Source organism: Microvirga vignae, assembly GCF_001017175.1.
Classification (GTDB): Bacteria; Pseudomonadota; Alphaproteobacteria; order Rhizobiales; family Beijerinckiaceae; genus Microvirga; species Microvirga vignae.
Map to the genome: position 1 here is coordinate 17,908 of NZ_LCYG01000066.1, position 20,040 is coordinate 37,947.

Sequence of the window (20,040 nt, forward strand, 5' to 3'; positions counted from 1 at the left end):
CGGATGAGCAGCAACGCGCAGGCCAGCACGAGTCCGGTCGCGGAGGTCCCGCTCTCCCGCCGCTTCGGCTTGATCTGGTGGATCGCGCTCGGGGCATCCGGCGCGCTCGTTCTGCTGCTCGGCTACACGCTGATTTCGGTCACGATCATGGGTGTCGGCATCTGGGGCGTCAACATCCCCTTCGTCTGGGGCTTCGATCTGATCAACTATGCCTGGTGGATCGGCATTGCCAATGGAGCGAGCCTTTTCGCAGCCATTCTGGTCCTGCGCCGGCACGATCTGCGAACGGCGGTCAACCGCTTCGCGGAGGGTGTCGCGTTTTTCGCCGTCATCTGCGCGGGCATCTTCCCGATCTTTCATCTCGGGCGTCCCTGGCTGTTCTATTGGACGTTTCCGTACCCTGCGACTTTCGAGGTGTGGCCGCAATTCCGCAGCACTCTGACATGGGACTTCTGGGCCATCAGTACCCACGTCATCGTCACGAGCCTGCTCTGGTATGTGGGTCTCATCCCGGATCTGGCGACCCTGCGCGATCGTGCCCGTCGCAAGACGGTGCAACGGATCTACGGGATCTTCGCGATAGGCTGGCGCGGATCCGTGCGCCATTGGGCCTATCACCAGCGCGCCTACCGCCTCGTTGCCATCCTCGTGCTGCCTCTGATCCTCATCATGCAGAGCACGGTGGCTTTCGAATTCGGTGTGACGCTGGTGCCCGACTGGCATGAGACGCGCCAGCCGCTCCATTTCGTGGCAACCGGTCTGGCTCAGGGCTTGTCTATCGTACTCCTCGTCGCTGTGCTGCTGCGCTGGGGCTTGAGGCTTGGACGATATATCGACGAGGAGGATATCGATCTTCTCGGCAAGCTCGTTCTCGCCAGCGCCCTTGTGTCGGGCTATCTCTATCTGGACGAGTTCGTCTCCGCTGTTCTCGCCGATCGGATGACGCAGGAGGCCACCTTCGACCGCATGATCGGAGACGAGGCCGGTCTTTACTGGACGGCCATCGTCTACAGCATCCTCATCCCTCAATTGTTCTGGTTCAAGGCAGCCCGCCAGAGCACAATCGCCGCGGTTTTCGTCGGCTTTTCCATTGGAGTGGGCATCTGGTTCGACCGCTTCTCGATCATCGTGGGCGGGCTTCAGACGGATTACCTGCCGTCGGTCGGACGAACCTATAGCCCGACGCTTCCCGAAACCGGCCTGTTCCTGGGGACCGTCGGGTTGTTTGCAGCTTTTCTGCTGCTCTTCGCGCGCTTCCTGCCGGTGGTCTCCATGTTCGAAACCCGCCATGACGAGCATGAGGAAGAAACCTCATGACACAGCGTCTCCATGGCATCATGGCCGAGTTCAAGACGCCGGAAGCCTTGATGGAAGCCGTCAAGGCCGCAAAGCGTTCCGGCTTTACGAAGCTCGATGCATTCAGTCCCTTCCCCCTCGCAGACCTCGCCAAGGAGCTGGGCGTTCGCACAACCGTCATTCCCTGGATCGCGCTCGTCGCAGCCTTGATAGGTGCAGGGCTGCAATATGGGGCCCAATATTGGATGAACGTCGTCGATTATCCTCTGAATGTCGGAGGTCGACCGCTCGACAGTTGGCCCGCCTTCATTCCAGCCACGCTGATCGTCGCCATTCTCTGGGCGGGTGCTGCGACCTTGCTTGGCCTGCTTCTGATCCTTCGGCTGCCGCGCCTGCATCATCCGGTCTTCGCGGTGCCCGGATTCGAGCGGGCCTCGGAGGATCGGTTCTATCTCTGCATCCTGAGCGTCGATCCGCTGTTCGAGGCTGAAGCAGCCCGAAGCTTCCTGGAAGCGCTGACGCCACAGGCGGTGCGGGAGGTGCCTGCATGCGACTAGCGGTCGGATTCATCAGTCTTGCTGTGCTCGCAGCCTGCGATACCGGCACCGAACAGCGGGATGCCGTCGCATCGACCCGCGCCGTTCAACGACCGTATGTCCCCGTTCCTCCAGGAACCATTGCCAGGGGAGCGGCTGCGCAGAATGCGGCGCTCTCGCCGCCGGGGCCGCAGGTCACACCGGATCTGGTTGCCAGAGGCGAAGAACGCTTCCGGGCCTTCTGCTCGCCTTGTCACGGCCCGAGCGGAAGAGGCGACGGAACGGTGGTTTCCAGGGGATTTCCTCCACCCCCTTCGTATCACGATGGGCGCGTGAGAGCCCTCTCCCCTGAGCAGATCGTCACGGTGATCACCCAGGGCAAGGGACGGATGTACTCTTATGCGGATCGCGTCTTGCCGGAGGATCGCTGGGCGATTGCCCACTACATCAAGCAGTTGCAGGCACAGATCGGCGCGCCGATGCGTCAGGGGGCGGCATCTCCATGAGCGTAACGGAGGCTCTCTATATCGTCTTTGTCGGGCTCACCGGGATTTCGATGGGCAGCCTCATCGTGCTGATGATCGGGCATCTCATGAGCGAGCACTGGCTGGCTCCGATCCGCGCGGAACTCGAGGCGGCATCCTTGACGATGCCCCTTCTTCTCGTCCTCGGAATTCCGCTTGCCTTCGGGCTCGATCAACTCTTTCCCTGGGTCAGTGAGAGAGCCGACTTGCCGCCGATGCGGGCCGCATTTCTGAGCCCCGGCTTCTTCCTGATGAGAAGCGCTTTCTACCTGATCGTCTGCGCCGGAATGGCGTTTTGGCTGATCCGAACGCGGCATGTGCGCCGGACAAGTGCTGTCAGCCTGGCCTTGCTGACGCCCATCGTGAGCTTTGCGGCCTACGATTGGGTGCTGTCGCGCGAGCCGCATTGGTGGTCGAGTCTGTTCGGCTTTGCCTTCGGGCTTGCCCAGGTTCTCGCCGCTTTGGCCGGCGCCATCCTCGTGAACTTTCTCAAGCCTGATCCTGCCTCTTCAAGGCGGATGGCAAGCCTGGAGCGGGCGCTGCTGACGCTGGCGCTTCTGACAGTCTGGACGTGGTTCGCGCAGTTCATCATCGTCTGGCTCGCCAACCTGCCGCAGGAAGCAGAATGGTACGCGAGACGCTCCGATCCCTGGGATCAAGGACTTCTCACGACGTCCTATCTGTTGATGCTGGGTGCGATCGTGGTGCTGGTCCCCTCTGGCGTGAGCCGGTCCGCCATGATTGGGGGAAGTGCGCTGGCGCTCCTGTATCATGGCACCCATACGCTCTGGATCCTTCAGCCGAAGGGGATCTCCTCGTGGCTGGATATATGCCTCATCCTCGGCACGATCTGTCTCTGGATCGCGGCTTTCATCGCGGTGATGAGAGTACGCCCGAGCTATACCGAGGAAGCATCGGCCGAGCCCTAGAATGCATCGTGCGGAAACACGAGGCTCTAGCTGCCGGATCCGGGGCTTGCATCCTGGTTTGGAACGATGCGGCGCGTGCGTGGGTCCGTTTCCGAGGGATTCACCGTCGAGCCGGGGATCTCGATTGCTCTCTCTCCGGATCCGCGAAGCGGAAGGGGAGGATCGTCCGGATAGACCCGTAACCCGTCGCGTCCCAACGAATAGAGGTAGGCCGCGATATGTCGGGCCTCAGCCTCCGTCACGCCTTGCGATGGCATGCCGGTCTGCGGCTTCAGGGCCACCGGATCCATCAGCCATGCGATCAGATTGTGCGGCGTATTCGGCAGGAAGCCTGCGAGGAGGTGCTGCTGTGCGTAGTCCTCAAGCTGCGGCCCGACCTTGCCTCGCGCGCCCCGGATACCATCGATTCTATGACATGTGCCGCAGCCGTAGGACTGGATCAGCACGCGTCCCTGCTCGGGCTCCCCGCCGGTGATCTGCACGATTGCGGATTGCTCCTGCGTGTCGCTGCATGCACCCAGTCCGGCGAAGGCGGGAACGATCAGCAATCGGGTGAGAGCGTGCCTGATCATGAGCTCTGTTTCAGGAGGTCCGATGGAGCAACTGGCAGGGGGCTCCTCCGTTCCCGACCGGGAGGCGTCAGAAGGCGAAGCGCCATGATCAGTCCGGAGACGAGATAGATCGCACACATGGGAAGGGACATGATGGCGCCCGCCAATTGCTGATCCTCCAGAGCCGTCAGACCCCAGTCGCCCATATCAGGGGTGCGATACAGAGCCTCGCGCGCGAAGCTGAGGAGAGCGCTCAGCAGGCCGCTCTGCAGCAAGGTGATGAAGCAGGCGATGAGTGCAGCCGCAGCCGCCTCGCGGCCCGAATGGGCCTTGATGGCGGCGCGCCAGAACAGGAGCGCCGTGCCGAAGAACAGAACATGCTCCAGCCAGTGAAGCCGGTCAGAGGCAACGGCGGCATCGAAGAGCGTCGGGCTGTGCCAGATCCACAAGGTTGCCATATGGATCAGGGCCGCCGGGATTGGCTTTGCGCAGGGGGATAGGAACGACAGGATTGATCGCGCCCCGCGATTGCGCGCCATTCCGCGCCGCCATGCATCCGGAAGCGCCCAGAGCCAAGCGACCTCGGGCTTGCCGAGAACGAGAAGCGGGGGAGCGACGGCGATGAGCAGGATATGTTGGACCATATGGGCTGACAGGAGAGGCTTGGAGAGGCTTTCCAGCGGAGACAGAAGGGCAAAGGCCAGCAATGCCGTTCCTGCGACGAAGCAAAAAACCTGGCCCATGCCGAAACCCGGGAGGAGCCGTCCGAGGCTTCCTCGCAATCGCCATACGCCACGGGCAAACAGGAGGATTGAGGCGATGAGAGGGATCGTGACCAAAGGATCCGTCTGCCAGGAATGCCAGAGATCCCCCGGGCCATGAAGTGCCATGCCATGAGCAAGGGAAGGTCTGCCGGGCAGGAGAATGGCCAGGACGGCAAAGAGGCTCAAGGCTGTCTTCGTGAGCTTGTGGCAGGATGTTTCGAGGGAACCAAGTCTCACGGCCAAGCTTTTCCGTTCGATGCACGCAAGACCCATGTAGGGCGGATGGACCTTGAAGCGACATGGCATTGCCTTCATGGGCGGCTGCGCAGCTCTGCGAAGCGTGCGGCAGCTCTTTTCTGCGTGCTTCCCCTCATAGGATGCAGCGGCGTGCAATCGGCTCTCGATCCAGCCGGAGGCGACGCGTCGAGGATTTACTGGCTCACCATGACCATGACGGTGGGCGGCATCCTCATCTTCTTGAGCGTCACAAGTCTTCTGCTCTACGCGATCTTCGCGCCGCCCGAGCGCCGGGCATGGCTCGGCAGTCGCAGAACGATCATCTACGGCGGGCTTGCCTTTCCGATCATCACCTTGTCCGCGCTCCTGCCCTATGGACTCATCGTCATGCGGGACAGCGACGTCCCAAAGGCGGGTGCACTCCCCATCGAGGTGATCGGCGAGCAATATTGGTGGCGGGTCCGCTATCCTGCGGACGGTGATCGGGTGGCGTTCTCGACCGCCAATGAAATCATCGTTCCCGTCGGTCGCCCGATAGCCGTATCGGTGACGGCGGCCGATGTGATTCACAGCTTCTGGATCCCGAACTTCGGCGGCAAGATCGACATGATCCCGGGCCGCATCAACCGCCTCAACTTCACCGCGGAGCGGCCCGGCATCTATCGCGGCGTCTGCGCAGAGTTCTGCGGCGACCAGCATGCCCGCATGGCTTTCGATGTGATTGCACTGGAACCGGCCGCCTTCGAGACCTGGCGCACAGAGCAGGCGAAGCCGGCCCAAGACCCGGAAGTTCCCTTGCTCGCACGCGGCCGCGAACTGTTTCGCGCAGGCGGATGCGGATCCTGCCATGCGGTGCGCGGCACCGAAGCCAATGGGCAGTTCGGGCCCGATCTGACCCATGTGGGCAGCCGCCGCACGATCGGAGCGGGTCAGTTTCCGAACAATATCGGCACGCTGGCCGGCTGGATCGCCAACACGCAGCACATCAAGCCGGGCGTGCGCATGCCTTCTTATGGCTCGTTGACGGGCGAGGATCTGAGGGCATTGGCCGGCTATCTGGAGAGCTTGAGATGAATGCGCCCGAGCGCCCCGGATCCTTCGGGGAACAGGAACCTGAGCTTCCCAACCCGTTGCCGCGTCCGGAGGGAGAGTTCGAGGCCCTCAAGAAAGCCTGGAAGGCTCCACGCGGCATCAGCTTCATCACGGCCGTCAACAATACCTATGTGGGCCTGTGGTATGTCGGAACGGCCTTCCTGTTCTTCATCCTGGCGGGCATCCTTGCGCTGATCATGCGTGCGCAACTGGCGGCGCCGGAAGGCGATCTCGTCAGCCACGATCTCTACAACCAGCTCTTCACCATGCATGGCACGGTGATGATGTTCCTCTTTGCCGTTCCGGCCGTGGAGGCGGCCAGCGTCTATCTGCTGCCGAACATGCAGGCCGCGCGCGACCTGCCGTTCCCGCGCCTCTCGGCCTATGCGTTCTGGGCGTATTTCGTCGGCGGGCTCGTGTTCTTCGGCACGATCTTCTTCGGCCTGTCGCCGAACGGCGGCTGGTTCATGTATCCACCACTGACGGGAACGAAATACTCGCCTGCGGAGAATGCCGACTGGTGGCTTCTCGGGATCGGCTTCATCGAGATTTCGGCCATTGCCGGCGCCATCGAGATCATCGTGGGCGTGATGAAGACGCGCGCGGTCGGAATGAGCCTCGACAAGCTCCCGGTTTACTCCTGGGCCATGCTGGTCTTCGCCGTCATGATCGTGATCGGATTTCCGGCCATTATCCTCGGCACATTGCTGCTCGAGATGGAGCGCGCCTTCGACTGGCCGTTCTTCATTGCGGAAAGGGGCGGAGATCCTCTGTTGTGGCAGCACCTGTTCTGGTTCTTCGGCCACCCGGAAGTCTACATCATCTTCCTGCCCGCAACCGGCATGGTATCGATGATCGTGCCGACGATGGCGCAGACGTCTCTCGTCGGATACCGCCTGATCGTGCTCGCCCTCATCGCCACGGGCTTTCTCTCTTTCGGCCTGTGGGTGCATCACATGTTTGCGACCGGCCTGCCGAAGATGTCCTTGAGCTTCTTCTCTGCCGCCAGCACGGCGGTCGCGGTGCCAAGCGGTATCCAGGTCTTCGCCTGGATCGCCACCATCGCGTCCGGGCGCATGAAGCTGACGACGCCATCGCTCTTCATCATCGGCTTCCTGTTCATCTTCACGCTCGGCGGCCTCACCGGCGTGATGGTGGCGATGGCCCCCTTCGACTGGCAGGCGCATGACAGCTACTTCGTCGTGGCCCATCTGCATTATGTGCTCATCGGCGGCATGGTGTTCCCGCTCTTCGCTGCTTTCTATTATTGGGCACCTGTTGCGAGCAAACATGCTTTATCCGAGCGGCTTGGGCGCTGGGTCTTCGGCCTCATGTTCCTCGGCATGAACGTGACCTTTTTGCCGATGCACATCACCGGCCTCATCGGCATGCCACGGCGCGTCTATACGTATCCAGTCGAGATGGGATGGGATGCACTCAATCTCGTCTCCACCATCGGCGCTTTCATGATCGCGGCCGGTGTCGCGGTCTTCCTGTTCGATCTGGCGCGCAATTTCCGCTTCACCTTGGAAGACAATGCAGGCAACGTCTGGAACGCCAGCACGCTCGAGTGGCTGCCGAACGGAACCTACAACACGCGAAGCATTCCATCCGTCGTCAGTCGCGATCCCCTCTGGGATCAATCCAACCTGTCGAAAGACGTGGAGGATGGCCGCTATTATCTGCCCGGGACCGCGACAGGCGGGCGCGAGGCGTTGGTGACGAGCCCTTTCGATGCGAGACCCCAATATATCCTGCAAGTTCCGGGTCCAGGCTGGCAGCCGGTGCTGGCCGCCGTGTTCACGGCCGCTTTCTTCCTGCTTCTGACGGTGAAGTTCGTTTTTACATCAGTCATCTGCGGCGTGCTGGCAGTGGGTTGCGTGATCTGGTGGCTCTGGGAAACGGATCCCGGTCCGGTTCGCCCGCCCGCGGATATCGGTGGTGGCATCGTGGTGCCTGTCTACGTCACCGGACCGATGAACCACTCCTGGTGGGCGATGATCGTCCTCATGGTCGTCTCGGGCATGGTCTTCACCTGCCTGATCTTCTCCTACCTTTTCCTCTGGCTCGTGAACCCGGGGGCTTGGCCGCCGCAAGGCGTCCGAATTCCCGACTGGATCTGGCCTTCTCTCTCGGCATTGCTCTACTGCGCCAGCGCGGTTCTGATCGCTGTCGCCAGCCGGCAGTTGCGCGGCGCTGACCGCCGGAATCCGCGCTCTGTTCCGATCCTGATCGGCGTGGCGCTTCTGCTCGTGTCCGGCGCGGCCGCCGTTGATCTCTGGACGCAGTGGGGAACGAACTTAAGCCCTTCGGCCCACGCTTACGGTGCAGCGGTCTACGCCATCGTGTCCCTGCAGATCTTCTTCGTCCTGACGACGTTCATCATGGGGATCTACACCATTGCCCGCTGGCTGGCAGGGCGGCTCGACAGCGTACGCCGGACGACCTTCGATAACACCATGCTGTTCTGGTACTACACGGTGGGGCAGGGCCTGACCGCTCTCCTCGTGGTCCACGGTTTCCCGCGTCTGACGGGAGGGATCTGATGAGCGGGCGGCGGACAGGGCAGGTTCTCCTGATGCTGGCCGGCCTCATCGCATGGGCCGTTCAGTTTACCGTCATCTATGGAGTGACATCGACCCTTTGCGGGCGCGGATGGGCGGATGCGACGCTTTTCGGTTTCGGGATCGTTCCGGCGACGATCGTTTCAGCGACTCTCATCACATTCGCAGCAACGGCCGTTGCCGTCATCTGGTCCATCAAGAGCCATCGGCAGAACGCGAAACGACCGGCCGCGACGACAGACGGCTTCATGAGCCATGTCGCAATCCTCATCAACGGCCTCTCGCTTGTCGTGATCCTTTGGCATGGGATCTCGGCCCTTATTCTCCCGGCCTGCGCCTAGCGCATCGTGCGGCCCTTCGGATCCGCACGATGCGCTCATGAAAGAGAGGGAGCATCAGCGAGGAAGCTTCGACGATGATCGGTTGGCAGGAACTTTACGTGCCGGCACGCCCTGTCCCTGAGATCGAGAGAGGCTGTCAGGTCAGGCGGCCGTGGGCGGTCCCCTTCGGGGCGCTGGCTGCAAATGGGTATGCACCCCCGGAGCCGCGCCATCCTCTCTGGCCCCCAGCACCATCTCGGTGGCCCAGTTAAGCAGAAGGGACGTGTAGGCCTGCTGCCACGTTTCTTCGGAGAGTGCGTGATCGGCTCCCTCGATGACGCGGTAGGTCAGCGAGTGAGCGCCCTTGAATGCCGCAAGGTAGTTCTCGATCACCGGATGCGGAATGATGTCGTCGTGCTCCGACTCCACAATCAGCACGTCGCCCCTGAACGCCGCACAGGCCGCCAGAGCCTGGTTCTCGTCGGGGCGCACCCGGCCCCGGCGGTAGTCGGCGAGACCGTACTTTTTCAAGTGCTGCTTCGGCAGGGACCAATCCTCGTCCCGATAGAGTGCCGGCACGCGTAAGGTGAGCCACCGCACGGGGCGCACCGAACTTAGGATTGCAGCCAGGTAGCCTCCATAACTGCTGCCCACCACCGCGATGGCTTCCTGATCCACTGCTGGGTGGCCGACCAGCGTGTCATAGGCGTTGATCGCATCACGCAAGTTGTCCTCCCGCGTGACAGTCTCTTTCTGCGCCTCCGTTCCCGCATGGCCGCGGAGGTCAACCGTCAGGCAGACACAGCCCAGGGCTGCGATCTCGCGGGCACGCGCCAGGTACTGCTCCTGACTGCCGCCCCAGCCGTGCAGAAACAGCACGCCCGGCACCACCGTCGCCGGGGTGATCAATGTACCTGAGATCCGCTGGTCATCGACGGGAATGTCGATCCGTTCATCGCGTGTCGTCATGAGTTCCAATCACGGTGTACTTGGTCAACAATCCAATCCGTTCGTCGATCCCACGGAAATAAAGCGTCGCATGTGGTGGTGGCGGGTCGCTCGCGCCGTAAATCTCCACTGTGGACGCGCGCACCACTTGCAGGCCGGGATCGGCCTGGAAGGCCTCGAGGGCAGCGATTTCGGCGCCGGTCGCCCCGCCGATGCGCCAGGACTGCTCCAGCACGCCTGAGCGCCACTGTCCGCTGGCGTCCAGTCCCTGGGCGACGTCATAGTTGCGTCGAGAGGCGAACATGCCAGAGAAGACGCTTGTTGCGGCATCGTATACCTGGGCTTGCTCCACGGCGATGCGAAGGCCCTCGGAAAGGAAAAGCCGGGGCAGCGCGCCGAAATCTCCGCGCACGACCACGAGATCGGTCCCGCCATACACCTCGTTGCCGGTCAGGTCTGTCGTCAGGCGCTGACTGCCGTAATAAGCCGCCGCGAGGTCTCCCACCCGCACCTGGCCGACACTGTAGGTGATGACATCGGTGAGATTCTCTTCCAAAACCAGCCCAGCCTCGGCCAGCTCAGCGGGATTCAGCGTGGCGATAACGTCGTCCAGGCCGATTGTGTCTACCACCACGACCTGCCCGCGTCCGGCGGTGGCGTGCACCGGCTTGAGGCGCACGGGTCCGTACTCCAGGAGATTACGGCCGGCGGCCTGGGCCTGCTCCGGCGTGAAGACGGAAAAGCCCCGCAGAACACAATCCCGCACCTGATTGGGAAACGTATCGGACCAGCCCTCAGGCGCAGGGCCCCGTGTCTCGATGCGGGGATGCGTGATGAGCTTGGTCGCCACGAACGGATAAGGCACGACACCTCCGAAGAGATGGTGCTCGGCCGTGATGCCGAGCCGGGCGGCCTGCTCGACACCCATCAGCGTGTCGCTTGGAACAAAGTAAACCCTGCCGGAATAGCGGGCCGAGGCGTCGTATTCGCCCGCATAGGCAAAGCCCATCAGAGCCGCCAGCCGCCTAGCGATTTCAGCTCGAGTCGCCCGTTCATGCGTATTGGTGAATCCACCCTGTCGAGGTGAATACTCGACCACCACGTCCTGCAGCAAGCCAAGCTCCCGTGCAGCATTATCCTGAAGACCAAGCGGTTGGATGTCCCCGAGTTCCGGTGCGCGAGTGGCGGCATTCCACGAGTGTCCAGTCCTGGCACAAAGCGGAAGGAGACTGAATGTCTCCTTCAGGACGGAAAAGCAGATGTTCCTGAGAGAAAGGGGAGCTTCAGAGTCCGACCCGTTGCAGACATCAAGGGCCAGTCCATCCAAGATGCCAGCAGAGCGGCTGACGATGGTAAGAAGCGGAAAGGATCAGTCGAACAGGGCACTCCAAGTCGATCACTCGGCACGAAATGCCTAAATCTTGAGCAAAATGCGCTCGAGCCCACGGACCCTCCAGCGGATGACTTTGGCCTGAAACTTGCCTGATGCTTCAGCCGAGGATCGGCATCGAGAGCTCCCAACAACTTGACTAAAGATACTCAAACAGGTCAGCGGCCTCTTCGCGTTGCGATCATCGAGGAGAATAGCATCAGGGCCGCTATTCTCCTCGACGGCCTGCGGGATGCCGGAGTCGCCGACGTGGAAGTCATCGATACGATGACCCACATGCTTCGCCGGCTGAGCACCATCGATCCGGACGTGATCATCATCGGGATTGAGAATCCCAGCCGCGATGTGCTCGAGCAGATGTTCCAGGTCTCAAAACTCGTCTCCCGTCCGGTGGCCATGTTCGTGGACCGGTCCGACGACGGCATGATCCAGGCCGCCGTCGAAGCGGGCGTGTCCGCCTATGTCGTCGACGGACTACGCAAGGAGCGAGTGAAGGCCATCGTGGACATGGCGGTCAGCCGGTTCAACGCATTCGACCGCCTGCAGCGCGAGCTGGTGGCAGCCCGCAACGAACTGGCGTCCCGCAAGATCATCGAGCGTGCCAAGGGAATCCTGATGAGAACCCGGCATCTCTCGGAAGAGGAGGCCTATGCGCTTCTTCGCCAAACGGCCATGAACGAAAAAAGAAAGCTCGTCGACATTGCGCAGAGCGTCGTCACGGCGGCTTCGCTTCTGGAGAAATAATCGCGTGTTGGATTCGCAAGCATTCGGGGGGCATCCGGTCAGCCAATCAGGATCATCGGACGATATGCCGACCCGAAACACAGGCCGGCCCTCGCCGGAGCGGCTGGTGCGCATAGGGTTCATTCCGCTCCTCGATATGGCGGTTCTTGCGGCAGCTGAAGAGCAGGGCTTCGCCCGACGCGAGGGCATTCGCCTGCAACTCGTCAAGGATGTGTCATGGTCGAACATCCGCGACAGGCTGGCCTTCCGGCAGTTCGACGTCGCTCACATGCTGAGCCCGATGCCGGTCGCCTCCCACCTGGGTCTCGGCTCGAATCCATATCGTTGCTTCACGCCCTTCGCTCTTGGGCGTGGGGGCAACAGCGTAACGCTCTCGCTCGAACTGTATCGCGAGATGCAGATAGCCGCCGACCTCGACGGCTCGGAGGATGCGCTTGCAAACGCTCTCGCTTTGAAGGCCGTGATCGAACGCAGGAGGCGTCAGGGCCGCAAGCCGCTCGTCTTCGCCATGACCTACCCGTTCTCGTCCCATAACTATGAGTTCCGCTTCTGGCTTGCGGCCGGCGGCATCGACCCGGACAGCGACGTCATCATGACGGTGGTCCCGCCGCCGCTGACGGTGGATGCCATGGCGGCGCGGGCTATCGACGGCTTCTGCGTCAACGCCCCTTGGAACATGATCGCCGTCGAAAAGGGCGTGGGCCGAATTGTGGCCACCAAGGCCGACATATGGCCGTCCGCCCCGGAGAAGGTGCTCGGCGTCAGTCCCGACTGGGCGGAGAAGAACCCGGAGACCTTATCGCGGTTGATCGTGGCGCTGGATGCCGCCGCCCGCTGGTGCGACGATCCCGGCAATCACGGCAGCTTGGCTCAGATGCTGGGTGATCGGGCTTGTGTGGGCATCTCGCCGGATATGATCCTGCGGCTTCTCAAGGGAGAACTCACTGTCGATCCGGGCGGCAGAACGCGATCGATCGAGAATTACCTGATGTTCCACGGGCAGGCCGCCAACTTCCCCTGGATCAGTCAGGCCCGGTGGATCTACAGTCAAATGGTCCGCTGGGGGCAGGTCGCTCACGATGAGCCTTGCCTTGCACAGGTCGAAGCCGCTTATCGGCCAGATATCTATCGCAGCGTTCTCGCAGGCTCGGCAACGGCCGTTCCTCTCATCGACAGCAAGGTCGAGGGCGTTGGATCCAGTTCGACCGTCGTTCCCACCGCAGGCGGGGACCTCACCCTGGCCGCGGATGCGTTCATTGACCGGCGTGCTTTCGACCCGAGCGATATCCCGGGTTACGTGAGCGGCTTTGCGATCAGGACGAAGTAGACCGCAATGGCGGCGAAATACGCAATCGGGCACAGACAATAGGCGTATCATGCACAAACAATCGACTTGAGCGAATTCCGTGCAGTGCTAACCTTTTTCCCAAGGTTTGGTCAGACAATGAAGTCGTAGCCGCCTTGATCAGCAGCGCCGATCAACGACGATCGGCCGCACGTGCCTTCTGAAGAGGCATTTTCCCGACAACGACGTCGCATGATTGGTTGCAGTGCCGTTGCAGCGGCATGCGGTTCATCACGCGGCGTTTTTTGCGTTCAGGCAAGGTCCTCGTGATCGGCGTGGACGACCTGTGCCCGCATGGAATCCGGAGGTCATTGATGCTGCAGCCGTTAAGAAAGCCGTCCGAAGCCGAGCCCGGCCGCTTGGGCCGCCTCGCCAAGCTGCCGGTCTTCTTCGACCTGCGCGGCAAGCGCGCCGTGCTCATCGGCGGGTCGCCTGGCGCTGCCTGGAAGGCGGAGCTTCTCTCCGCGGCGGGAGCCCATGTGGATGTCTATGCGACGGAGATCTGCGCTGAGATGGAGGCCCTGCTGGCTCGCGGAGCGGCAGATGGCCGTCTCACGCTGCATCGCAGGAGTTGGACGCCCGAGATCCTGAACGATGCCGCTCTCGCAGTCGCGGATCTCGAGGAGGAAGGCGAGGCGGAGGCCTTCGCCTCGGCGGCGCGTCGGTCCGGCGTCCCGATGAACGTGGTCGACAAGCCCGGCTACTGCGATTTTCAGTTCGGCTCGGTGGTCAACCGCTCGCCGGTCGTCATCGGCATCTCGACCGACGGAGCCGCGCCGATCCTGGGACAAGCCATCCGGCGTCGCATCGAGACATTGCTGCATCCGTCCCTGTCCTCATGGGCCGCGCTCGCCAAGGCGATGCGCGAGCGCATCATGGAGCAACTGCCTCCGGGGCTGTCCCGGCGTGCGTTCTGGGAGCGCTTCGCCGATCTGGCGTTCCAGGGCCGCCCGCCGGAGGCCATGGAATCGAGTGCTGATGCCGTGCTCAGACACATCGCGGCGCGGCCCGTCGGGGCCGTGGGGCGTGTCACGCTCGTCGGCGCGGGGCCAGGCGATGCGGAACTGCTGACCCTCAAGGCCGTACGGGCGCTCCAAGGCGCCGACGTCATTCTCTTCGACGATCTGGTTTCGGAGGACGTCCTCGAACTCGCCCGCCGTGAAGCGAAGCGCCTCATGGTCGGAAAGCGGGGAGGGCGCTCATCCTGCGCACAGGAAGACATCAATGATCTCATGACCCGCCTGGCCCTGCAGGGAAAGCACGTGGTTCGCCTGAAGTCCGGCGATCCCATGATCTTCGGGCGGGCCGGGGAGGAGATCGAATACCTGGAGTGCGCCGGCGTTCCCGTGGATGTGGTGCCGGGCATCACCGCCGGCATCGCCCTTGCATCGGCGCTGGGCGTGTCCCTTACCCATCGCGAGATCGCGCAGTCGGTTCGGTTCGTGACCGGATGCGCGAAGACGGGACGCATTCCGGACAACCTCGATTGGCGCGGCCTGGCGGATCCTCTCACCACGACGATCTTCTACATGGCCGGAGGAACGGCGGGCGCGATTGCCGCGCGGTTGATGGAGGAAGGCTTCTCCCCGGAGACTCCGGCGGTGATGGTGTCGAACGTGTCGCGGGGTGACGAGCGCTGGGCAGGCTCCATCTCGGATCTCGGCGAGGCAAGCGACCGGCGCGATCCTTCGAAGCCCGTCATCATCGGCATCGGCCGCGTCTTCGGCAGGGTCGGTCAATCGAGCCTGCGGTGCGTTCCCGCATCTGCCCAGCGGCTCCTGGCGGAAGCGTAAGCAAAGGGAGGACGGATCATGCTCCAGGGTCGAAGGATAGCTGTGCCCGAGAGCCGCGAGCTCGATCTGTTCGTGAACATGCTTGAGCGGCACGGCGCAATCGCTGTTCGCTGTCCATTGGTGTCGATCCACGATGTGGAGGATGCTGCACCGGTTCAGGTCTGGCTCAAGCGGCTTGCCGAAGGACGGCACGACAGCCTTGTTCTCTATACGGGCGAGGGACTGAGCCGTCTCCTTGATTTCGCTCGGCGCAGCGGCATCGAGGCCGAAGTGATCGCCGGCCTTCGCCGGACGCGCAAGATCGTCCGCGGGCCGAAGCCGGCCAAGGTCCTGCGCGGCATCGGTCTCACACCGGATATAGCCGCAGAGGAGCCCACCACGGCCGGTTTGATCGCGACCTTGTCTGCGTTGGATCTGAGTGGCACTTGCATCGGCGTGCAGCTTTATCCCGGAGGTGAGCATCTGCTGACTGCGTTTCTGAATCAGGCTGGTGCCGAGGCTGATCCTGTTCTTTGCTACCGCTATGCCTCGGAGGAGGAGGACGAGCGGGTTGCCCGCCTCATCGATGAGCTTGTCACGGAAGCCATCGATCTGATCGCTTTCACCAGCACGGCGCAGGTGCGTCGGCTTCAGGAAGTTGCGCGACGGTTCGGCAGAACAGCGGAACTCGATGCGGCGATGCGGCGGGCTCTGATTGCTGCCGTTGGTCCGGTCACGGCGCAGGCCATCGCGGAGGCAGGCTGGCCTGTTGCGGTGATGCCGAAGGACAGCTTTCATCTCAAGCCCATGGTCGTTGCACTTGGTAAGATGCTGGTGACCGATGCGAGCGCTATTCCTCTCGCCTGATCTTCTCACCCGATGATCCGACGCCTTCACCAGCGGCGTGGAGCGCCTCGAGGCCTTCGCGATAGGTGGGGAAGCGAAGCCTCACTCCCAGCTCGTCCTTGATGCGCGTATTCCGAACCCGCTTGTTGTCCTGGTAGAAGGAGCGGGCCATGGGACTGAGATCGGCTGTCGCGAACGGCTCCTCCGGAGGCGGCTCAAGACCCAGAAGGCGAGCCGCATACGCGATCACGTCTTGGGGAGGGCACGGCTCGTCGTCGGCAACATTGTAGATCGCGTTGCGGCTTGGTCGATCGATGGACGCCATCAGAACGTGCGCGATGTCGGCGGCATGGATGCGGTTGAAAACCTGTCCAGGCTTGATGAGGCGCCGAGCCGTTCCATTCGCGACTTTCAGGAGAGCGTTGCGTCCTGGCCCGTAGATGCCGGCGAGGCGGAAGATCTGGACGGAGAATGGCGCGCCCTTTCCGAGATCGAGCCATTGTCCCTCGGCAGCGATCCTATGACGCGAGCGTTCGTTGACAGGGCTGGGCGGGGTATTCTCGTCGACCCATGCGCCGTTCGCATCGCCGTAAACGCCGACAGTCGAAAGATATCCGATCCAGCGCAGGCGCGGGGCCGATGCGATTGCATCGGACAACGATCTCAGGACGGGATCGGATCCGGGGGCAGGCGGTATCGAGACAAGCAGGGCATCGACGCGACGAATTTCATCGACAATGCCCGGATCATATCTCTCGGCATCAAAGAAGTAAGGAATAATCCCGGAAGCCTCCAGCGTTTCGGCTTTCGTCTCGGAGCGAAGCGTGCCGCCGATCCGTGCGAAACGGTGCCGGTAAGGACCGATGAATTGCTGTGCAGTGTAACCGGGGCCGAAGACGAAAAGATTCATGGAAGGGATACGACAGGAATGTCTGAGTGCTGACCGGAGTTTATCGAAGGAACAGAGAACCGGCAAATCCTCCTTACAGTGCCGCTTCGTCTCGTGCCGCCACTGGCCAGTTCCGTATTCTGCTTCTTCGTAGCTCGGCCGAACGATCAGGAGAAGCGAGCGGTTATGGTGATCACTCCAAGGGCATAAGGCTGATCATATGTTAGCCACCGTGCTCAATTTATCTCCTTGAGCAAAAAGCGTGCACTCGGTAGCTTTCAAGAACAACGCGGGTCACGACAACGAAGTCCAAAGACTCCGCTCGACCGTCTGATCAGAGATATCAGGCTGTCTTGCCTCTCATCTGGCATTGCTCCGACAACGACGTCGCATGAATGGCTTGGATGCTGCGCAAGCAGCACGTGGTCACTTCAAGCGGCGGTTTTGTGCTTGCGTCGTCGTGCCAAGAAGGAGGCGCCGTGGAATTTCTACGTTCTCAGGGAGACTGGGATGCCCAAGAAGCTGGTCGTTATCGGAAACGGTATGGCTGCTGGCCGTGCGCTGGAGGAGCTCTTCGAGCACGCTCCGGATGCCTATGAAGTCACCATCTTCGGCGCAGAGCCGCGCGTCAACTACAATCGCATCATGCTCTCGCCTGTCCTGTCCGGCGAGAAAGCCTACGAAGACATCCTGATCCACGACGATGCCTGGTACGAAGCCAACGGGGTCACCCTGCATCGCGGCAAGCAGGTTGTGCAGATCGATCGAGATGCGAAATGCGTAAGGGCGGCCGACGGAACGGCGGCGGACTACGATCAGCTCCTGATCGCCACGGGTTCGCTGCCGTTCATCATCCCGATCCCGGGCGTGAGCCTTCCTGGAGTCGTCACATACCGCGACCTGGATGATGTCAACGCCATGCTGGCTGCGGCTCAAAAAGGTGGCCGGGCTGTCGTCATCGGCGGCGGACTTCTCGGCCTCGAAGCTGCTGCAGGCCTGAAGGCACAGGGCATGGACGTCACGGTTCTCCACCTCATGCCAACTCTCATGGAGCGCCAGCTCGACCCGTCGGCGGGGTATCTCCTGCAGCGTGCGATGGAGGAGCGCGGCATCGCGGTTCGCTGTAAGGCAAACACCCATGCTATTCTCGGCGAAACGCATGTCACCGGGGTCAAGCTCGATGACGGCACCGAGCTTCCCGCCGACATCGTCGTGATGGCCGTCGGCATCAGACCCAACGCTGTTCTCGCCAAGGAGGCCGGCCTGGAGACGAACCGGGGTGTCCTCGTGGGCGACGACATGCGTACCAGCGATCCGGATGTTTTCGCTGTCGGCGAATGCGTGGAGCATCGGGGAACCTGCTACGGCCTCGTCGCGCCACTCTATGAGATGGCCAAGGTGGTTGCCGCACAGCTCGCAGACGATGTGACAGCCGCCTATACCGGCTCGGTCACGGCAACGAAGCTGAAGGTGACAGGCATCGACCTGTTCTCGGCGGGGGATTTCAGCGAAGCCAATGACAGGCAGGACATCGTCCTGCGCGACGTGGCCCGCGGGATCTACAAGCGCATCGTTCTCAAGGACAACCGCATCGTCGGCACGGTTCTCTACGGCGAGACGGCGGACGGATCCTGGTTCTTCGATCTCCTGCGCAAGGAGAGTGACGTGTCGGAGCTGCGCGACACGCTGATCTTCGGTCAGTCCTACGTCGGAGGCGTTCCCCTGGACCCTATGGCGGCCGTTGCAGCCTTGCCGGATGATGCGGAGATCTGCGGCTGCAACGGCGTGTGCAAAGGCAAGATCGTTCAGACGATCACCGACAAGGGCCTGTCCACTCTCGCCGACGTGCGGGCGCATACGAAAGCCTCGGCGTCCTGCGGAACCTGCACCGGCCTGGTCGAGCAGGTGATGGCGCTGACGCTCGGCGACAAGTTCTCCCGCGCCGCCACGGAGCCCATGTGCGGGTGCACCGATCTCGGTCACGACGAGGTGCGCCGCCTCATTCACGCGGCGGGGCTGAAGTCGATCCCGGCTGTCATGCAGGAACTCGGTTGGAAGACCTCCTGCGGCTGTGCCAAGTGCCGTCCGGCGCTGAACTACTATCTCCTGTGCGATTGGCCCGAGGAATACGAGGATGACGGGCGCTCCCGCTACATCAACGAGCGTGTCCACGCCAACATCCAGAAGGACGGTACCTATTCGGTCGTGCCGCGCATGTGGGGCGGCCTGACAAACCCGCGGGAGCTCCGGGCCATCGCCGATGTGGCCGAGAAATACGGCATTCCGACGGTGAAGGTCACGGGCGGTCAGCGCATCGACCTGCTGGGCGTGCGCAAGGAGGATCTTCCCGCCGTCTGGGCCGACCTCAATGACGCCGGCATGGTCTCCGGGCATGCCTACGCCAAGGGCCTGCGCACGGTGAAGACCTGCGTGGGCAGAGATTGGTGTCGCTTCGGGACGCAGGACTCCACGGGCCTCGGCGTCAAGATCGAGAAATTCATGTGGGGCTCATGGACGCCCGCGAAAGTCAAGATGGGCGTCTCAGGCTGCCCGCGAAACTGCGCCGAGGCGACTTGCAAGGATGTGGGCGTGATCTGCGTGGACTCAGGGTTCGAGATCCATTTCGCGGGAGCGGCCGGTCTGCACATCAAGGGCACGCAACTGCTCTGCAAGGTCGCTGGAGAGGACGAGTGTATCGAGGTCATTGCGGCTTTGACTCAGCTCTACCGCGAGCAGGGCCACTATCTCGAGCGCATGTACAAATGGGCCGATCGGGTCGGCGTGGATGCGATCCGCATGATCGTGGTCGATGACCGCGAGAAGCGCCGCGCCCTCTTCGAACGCTTCGAGATCTCGCAGAAAAAGGCGCAGATCGATCCGTGGGCCGAACGGGTTGCCGGACACGATGCGCATGAGTTCAACCCCATGGCCAACTTCACACTGGCGGAGGCAGCGGAATGAGCGATTGGATCGACGTGGGCGCGGTCGATGACGTGCCGGTTCTCGGGTCGCGGGTCGTGCAGGCACCCGGTGGGGACATCGCTGTGTTCAAGGCGGCGGACGGCACTTTCTTCGCCCTTCGGGATCGTTGTCCCCACAAGGGCGGTCCCCTGTCGCAGGGCATCGTGCACGGTCATTCCGTGACCTGTCCGCTGCACAATTGGGTGATCAGCCTGAAGAGCGGCGAGGCGCAGGGCGCGGATCAAGGATGCGCTCACAAGATCCCGTTGCGCATCAACGGCGCGCGCATCCTGCTCGCAGCCTCCGCCCTCATGGCGAAAGCTGCATAAGAG

The 20,040-nt window shown here is 62.4% G+C and carries 18 protein-coding genes; 13 read left to right on the forward strand and 5 right to left on the reverse strand.

Features of this window, described 5'->3' with window-relative positions; translation table 11 throughout:
• The first annotated feature begins 3 nt into the window (after window positions 1-3).
• The 4 genes from nrfD to AA309_RS23655 are packed head-to-tail and all read left to right on the forward strand — an operon-like array spanning window position 4 to window position 3,285.
• Window positions 4-1,317, forward strand: coding sequence for an NrfD/PsrC family molybdoenzyme membrane anchor subunit (gene nrfD, locus AA309_RS23640; protein ID WP_047191491.1), 1,314 nt, complete (start codon window positions 4-6; stop codon window positions 1,315-1,317).
• On the forward strand, window positions 1,314-1,853 hold the full coding sequence (locus tag AA309_RS23645) for a DUF3341 domain-containing protein (RefSeq protein ID WP_047191492.1): 540 nt from the start codon (window positions 1,314-1,316) through the stop codon (window positions 1,851-1,853). Before nrfD ends, AA309_RS23645 begins: the two co-directional genes overlap by 4 nt.
• Window positions 1,844-2,338 carry a c-type cytochrome gene (locus tag AA309_RS23650; RefSeq protein ID WP_047191493.1) on the forward strand — a complete coding sequence of 165 codons (495 nt, stop codon included), beginning with the start codon at window positions 1,844-1,846 and terminating at the stop codon, window positions 2,336-2,338. The genes AA309_RS23645 and AA309_RS23650 overlap by 10 nt, the downstream gene beginning before the upstream one ends.
• A complete protein-coding gene (locus tag AA309_RS23655) occupies window positions 2,335-3,285 on the forward strand; it encodes a hypothetical protein (RefSeq protein WP_047191494.1) in 951 nt (316 codons plus the stop codon). Before AA309_RS23650 ends, AA309_RS23655 begins: the two co-directional genes overlap by 4 nt.
• 26 nt (window positions 3,286-3,311) lie before the next feature.
• On the opposite strand, the gene AA309_RS23660 is transcribed toward AA309_RS23655, so the two are convergent.
• The gene (locus AA309_RS23660; protein WP_150117717.1) at window positions 3,312-3,857 is read right to left on the reverse strand and encodes a c-type cytochrome; all 546 of its coding nucleotides are present in this window, start codon (window positions 3,855-3,857) and stop codon (window positions 3,312-3,314) included.
• The gene (locus AA309_RS23665; RefSeq protein WP_244470468.1) at window positions 3,854-4,837 is read right to left on the reverse strand and encodes a cytochrome c oxidase assembly protein; all 984 of its coding nucleotides are present in this window, start codon (window positions 4,835-4,837) and stop codon (window positions 3,854-3,856) included. The genes AA309_RS23660 and AA309_RS23665 overlap by 4 nt, the downstream gene beginning before the upstream one ends.
• A gap of 150 nt (window positions 4,838-4,987) precedes the next feature.
• Between AA309_RS23665 and coxB the strand changes: the two genes are divergently transcribed.
• The 3 genes from coxB to AA309_RS23680 are packed head-to-tail and all read left to right on the forward strand — an operon-like array spanning window position 4,988 to window position 8,834.
• A complete protein-coding gene (coxB, locus tag AA309_RS23670; RefSeq protein ID WP_244470469.1) occupies window positions 4,988-5,911 on the forward strand; it encodes a cytochrome c oxidase subunit II in 924 nt (307 codons plus the stop codon).
• A complete protein-coding gene (locus tag AA309_RS23675) occupies window positions 5,908-8,475 on the forward strand; it encodes a cbb3-type cytochrome c oxidase subunit I (protein ID WP_047191495.1) in 2,568 nt (855 codons plus the stop codon). Before coxB ends, AA309_RS23675 begins: the two co-directional genes overlap by 4 nt.
• Window positions 8,475-8,834, forward strand: coding sequence for a hypothetical protein (locus tag AA309_RS23680; RefSeq protein ID WP_047191496.1), 360 nt, complete (start codon window positions 8,475-8,477; stop codon window positions 8,832-8,834). The genes AA309_RS23675 and AA309_RS23680 overlap by 1 nt, the downstream gene beginning before the upstream one ends.
• A 141-nt stretch (window positions 8,835-8,975) precedes the next feature.
• Here the strand turns inward: AA309_RS23680 and AA309_RS23685 are convergent, their stop codons facing one another.
• Window positions 8,976-9,782 (reverse strand): alpha/beta hydrolase family protein, encoded by an 807-nt coding sequence (locus AA309_RS23685; RefSeq protein WP_047191497.1) that lies wholly within the window; start codon window positions 9,780-9,782, stop codon window positions 8,976-8,978.
• A complete protein-coding gene (locus AA309_RS23690; RefSeq protein WP_047191498.1) occupies window positions 9,766-10,875 on the reverse strand; it encodes a DUF3182 family protein in 1,110 nt (369 codons plus the stop codon). The genes AA309_RS23685 and AA309_RS23690 overlap by 17 nt, the downstream gene beginning before the upstream one ends.
• Window positions 10,876-11,286: 411 nt before the next feature.
• On the opposite strand from AA309_RS23690, the gene AA309_RS23695 reads away from it, so the two are divergent.
• The 4 genes from AA309_RS23695 (at window position 11,287) to AA309_RS23710 (ending at window position 15,879) form a co-directional block, all read left to right on the forward strand.
• Window positions 11,287-11,895 (forward strand): ANTAR domain-containing response regulator, encoded by a 609-nt coding sequence (locus tag AA309_RS23695; protein WP_047191499.1) that lies wholly within the window; start codon window positions 11,287-11,289, stop codon window positions 11,893-11,895.
• Window positions 11,896-11,959: 64 nt separating this feature from the next.
• Entirely contained in the window at window positions 11,960-13,222 is a 1,263-nt protein-coding gene (locus tag AA309_RS23700; RefSeq protein ID WP_047191500.1) for a CmpA/NrtA family ABC transporter substrate-binding protein, read from the forward strand.
• 332 nt (window positions 13,223-13,554) lie between these two features.
• The gene (gene cysG / locus AA309_RS23705) at window positions 13,555-15,033 is read left to right on the forward strand and encodes a siroheme synthase CysG (protein ID WP_047191521.1); all 1,479 of its coding nucleotides are present in this window, start codon (window positions 13,555-13,557) and stop codon (window positions 15,031-15,033) included.
• Window positions 15,034-15,051: 18 nt separating this feature from the next.
• Complete coding sequence (locus AA309_RS23710) at window positions 15,052-15,879, forward strand: uroporphyrinogen-III synthase (protein WP_047191501.1); 828 nt, start codon at window positions 15,052-15,054, stop codon at window positions 15,877-15,879.
• Here the strand turns inward: AA309_RS23710 and AA309_RS23715 are convergent.
• Window positions 15,863-16,768 (reverse strand): SDR family oxidoreductase, encoded by a 906-nt coding sequence (locus AA309_RS23715; RefSeq protein WP_047191502.1) that lies wholly within the window; start codon window positions 16,766-16,768, stop codon window positions 15,863-15,865. The genes AA309_RS23710 and AA309_RS23715 overlap by 17 nt on opposite strands.
• Before the next feature lie 489 nt (window positions 16,769-17,257).
• Between AA309_RS23715 and nirB the strand changes: the two genes are divergently transcribed.
• A complete protein-coding gene (gene nirB / locus AA309_RS23720) occupies window positions 17,258-19,708 on the forward strand; it encodes a nitrite reductase large subunit NirB (RefSeq protein WP_047191503.1) in 2,451 nt (816 codons plus the stop codon).
• Complete coding sequence (nirD, locus tag AA309_RS23725; RefSeq protein WP_047191504.1) at window positions 19,705-20,037, forward strand: nitrite reductase small subunit NirD; 333 nt, start codon at window positions 19,705-19,707, stop codon at window positions 20,035-20,037. Before nirB ends, nirD begins: the two co-directional genes overlap by 4 nt.
• Window positions 20,038-20,040 lie beyond the last annotated feature (3 nt).

Excerpts from the sequence above, each read along its gene's own strand:
- nrfD (WP_047191491.1), top strand. The coding sequence starts at position 4 with ATGAGCAGCAACGCGCAGGCCAGCACGAGTCCGGTCGCGGAGGTCCCG.
- AA309_RS23715 (WP_047191502.1), bottom strand. The coding sequence starts at position 16,768 with ATGAATCTTTTCGTCTTCGGCCCCGGTTACACTGCACAGCAATTCATC.
- AA309_RS23650 (WP_047191493.1), top strand. The coding sequence starts at position 1,844 with ATGCGACTAGCGGTCGGATTCATCAGTCTTGCTGTGCTCGCAGCCTGC.
- AA309_RS23685 (WP_047191497.1), bottom strand. The coding sequence starts at position 9,782 with ATGACGACACGCGATGAACGGATCGACATTCCCGTCGATGACCAGCGG.
- AA309_RS23660 (WP_150117717.1), bottom strand. The coding sequence starts at position 3,857 with ATGATCAGGCACGCTCTCACCCGATTGCTGATCGTTCCCGCCTTCGCC.
- AA309_RS23710 (WP_047191501.1), top strand. The coding sequence starts at position 15,052 with ATGCTCCAGGGTCGAAGGATAGCTGTGCCCGAGAGCCGCGAGCTCGAT.
- nirD (WP_047191504.1), top strand. The coding sequence starts at position 19,705 with ATGAGCGATTGGATCGACGTGGGCGCGGTCGATGACGTGCCGGTTCTC.
- AA309_RS23680 (WP_047191496.1), top strand. The coding sequence starts at position 8,475 with ATGAGCGGGCGGCGGACAGGGCAGGTTCTCCTGATGCTGGCCGGCCTC.
- AA309_RS23700 (WP_047191500.1), top strand. The coding sequence starts at position 11,960 with ATGCCGACCCGAAACACAGGCCGGCCCTCGCCGGAGCGGCTGGTGCGC.
- AA309_RS23655 (WP_047191494.1), top strand. The coding sequence starts at position 2,335 with ATGAGCGTAACGGAGGCTCTCTATATCGTCTTTGTCGGGCTCACCGGG.
- AA309_RS23675 (WP_047191495.1), top strand. The coding sequence starts at position 5,908 with ATGAATGCGCCCGAGCGCCCCGGATCCTTCGGGGAACAGGAACCTGAG.
- cysG (WP_047191521.1), top strand. The coding sequence starts at position 13,555 with ATGCTGCAGCCGTTAAGAAAGCCGTCCGAAGCCGAGCCCGGCCGCTTG.
- AA309_RS23645 (WP_047191492.1), top strand. The coding sequence starts at position 1,314 with ATGACACAGCGTCTCCATGGCATCATGGCCGAGTTCAAGACGCCGGAA.
- nirB (WP_047191503.1), top strand. The coding sequence starts at position 17,258 with ATGCCCAAGAAGCTGGTCGTTATCGGAAACGGTATGGCTGCTGGCCGT.